Origin of the sequence: Streptomyces katrae, assembly GCF_000966975.1 — a bacterium.
GTDB lineage: Bacteria > Actinomycetota > Actinomycetes > Streptomycetales > Streptomycetaceae > Streptomyces > Streptomyces katrae.
In genome coordinates, this window is sequence record NZ_JZWV01001302.1 from 1 (window position 1) to 2,213 (window position 2,213).

Annotated in this window: 3 protein-coding genes; 2 read left to right on the top strand and 1 reads right to left on the bottom strand. The window is 71.2% G+C overall.

Going from position 1 to position 2,213, the window contains the following annotated elements:
* Positions 1–1,032, top strand: a 1,032-nt coding sequence (locus VR44_RS36425) for an amino acid permease (RefSeq protein ID WP_045951946.1), incomplete at its 5' end; no start/stop codon positions are given.
* A 105-nt stretch (positions 1,033–1,137) separates the two neighbouring features.
* Entirely contained in the window at positions 1,138–1,485 is a 348-nt protein-coding gene (locus VR44_RS36430; protein WP_045951947.1) for a hypothetical protein, read from the top strand.
* Between the two features lie 80 nt (positions 1,486–1,565).
* Here VR44_RS36430 and VR44_RS36435 read toward each other — a convergent pair.
* A partial coding sequence (locus VR44_RS36435) for an RNA polymerase sigma factor (RefSeq protein ID WP_045951948.1) occupies positions 1,566–2,213 on the bottom strand: 648 nt, incomplete at its 5' end.

Genomic DNA, 2,213 nt, shown 5'->3' on the forward strand with positions numbered 1-2,213 from the left:
GTCTCCAACGCCGCCCTCGCCGTGGCCTCCGTCGGCTACCTCGCCGTGCTCTTCCCGGCGGTCGGGGACCACAAGTGGTCGATGTGCCTGGCCGCCCTCGCCGTGCAGTGGCTGCCGGCCCTCTCCAACCTGGCCGGCACCCGGTACGTGGGCGCGGTCCAGGTGGTCGCGACCGTCCTCAAGCTGGTCCCGCTGCTGCTCGTCGCCGTCGGCGGGCTCTTCTTCTTCGACCCGGCCAACCTCGGCCCGTTCCAGGCCACCGGCCAGAGCCCGGTCGGCGCGGTCTCCGCGTCCGCCGCGATCCTGCTCTTCAGCTACATCGGCGTCGAGTCCGCCGCGGTCAGCGCCGGCGAGGTCCGCGACCCGGCCCGCAACGTCGGCCGGGCCACCGTCCTCGGCACCGTCGGCGCGGCCACCGTCTACCTGCTCGGCACCCTCGCCGTCTTCGGCCTGGTCGGCCACGACAAGCTGGTCTCCTCCGGGGCCCCCTTCACGGACGCCGTCGACGCGATGTTCGGCGGCACCTGGGGCGGCACCCTGGTCGCCGGCGCCGCCGTGATCTCGATGGTCGGCGCCCTCAACGGCTGGACGCTGCTCAGCGCGCAGACCCCGTACGCGGCCGCCAAGGACGGGCTCTTCCCGAAGGTCTTCGAGAAGAAGCAGCGCGGCGTCCCGGTGGCCGGCGTCCTCGTCACGGTCGTCATGGCCTCGGCCCTGACCGTCTGGAACTACGTCGCGGGCTCCGCGGCCGTCTTCGACGCACTGGTCCTGATCACCACCTTCACCGCGACCGTCCCGTACCTGCTCTCCACCGCCGCCCAGCTGTACTTCCTGGCCTCGGGGCAGTCGGGGCGGGTCCGGCGCGGGCAGCTGGTCCGCGACGCCGTCCTGGCCGGCCTGGCCTTCGCCTTCTCGATGTGGCTGGTCGCCGGTTCCGGGTACGCGGCCGTCTACCAGGGCGTGCTGTTCCTCTTCGCCGGTGTCCTGGTCTACGCCCTGATGTCCGCCCGCAAGCGCCGCGCGGCCGCCTGACCGCGGAGGGCCGTCACCCGGACGGCCCATCCCGGATGCCGCCGCCACCACGCCGGGGGATTCTGTGGCCATCGACCGTCGCCACCCACAGACGAGGACCGCGCCATGTCCCAGATCCGGCGTATCGGCGTCATGACCGGGGTCGCAGCCCTGCTGCTGGCCGGCACCGCGTGCTCGGCGGACCGCACCACGGTGGGCACGCTCACCTTCAGGGGCCACGACTCGCCCGTGGAGGTCAGCTACGCCAACACCTCCGTGCAGGGCTGCCACCGCATCGGCATTCCGCACGGGGCCACGCACGTCGCCAACAACACCCTCGTCGACGTGATCCTGTACCGGACGCCGGACTGCCGGCACGGCCAGCAGGAGGACGGGATCTACGTCGCGACCACCCTGTCGAACGTGACGGCCCCCTCCAGCCTGCCGTGGCGCAGCTGGAGCGTCGTCCACTGACCCCTCCCGGCCGGGCCCCCCCCGGGAACGACGGAGCCCCCGGCCAGGCGGCCGGGGGCTCCGTGCGTGTCCGGTGCGGATCAGTCCAGGTAGTCGCGCAGCACCTGGGAGCGCGACGGGTGGCGCAGCTTCGACATGGTCTTGGACTCGATCTGGCGGATGCGCTCACGGGTGACCCCGTACACGCGGCCGATCTCGTCCAGCGTCTTCGGCTGGCCGTCGTTGAGGCCGTAGCGCATGGAGACCACGCCCGCCTCGCGCTCCGAGAGCGTGCCCAGGATCGACTGGAGCTGCTCCTGGAGGAAGGTGAAGGACACCGCGTCCGCGGGCACGACCGCCTCGGAGTCCTCGATGAGGTCACCGAACTCGCTGTCGCCCTCCTCACCCAGGGGGGTGTGCAGGGAGATCGGCTCACGGCCGTACTTCTGGACCTCGATGACCTTCTCCGGGGTCATGTCGAGCTCCTTGCCCAGCTCCTCCGGGGTGGGCTCGCGGCCCAGGTCCTGGAGCATCTGGCGCTGCACACGGGCGAGCTTGTTGATGATCTCGACCATGTGCACGGGGATGCGGATGGTGCGGGACTGGTCGGCCATGGCACGCGTGATCGCCTGCCGGATCCACCAGGTCGCGTACGTGGAGAACTTGAAGCCCTTGGTGTAGTCGAACTTCTCCACGGCGCGGATCAGACCGACGTTGCCCTCCTGGATCAGGTCCAGGAAGAGCATGCC

Bases quoted from the DNA above. Each gene is read 5' to 3' on its own strand.
- VR44_RS36430 (WP_045951947.1), top strand. From the start codon at position 1,138: ATGTCCCAGATCCGGCGTATCGGCGTCATGACCGGGGTCGCAGCCCTG.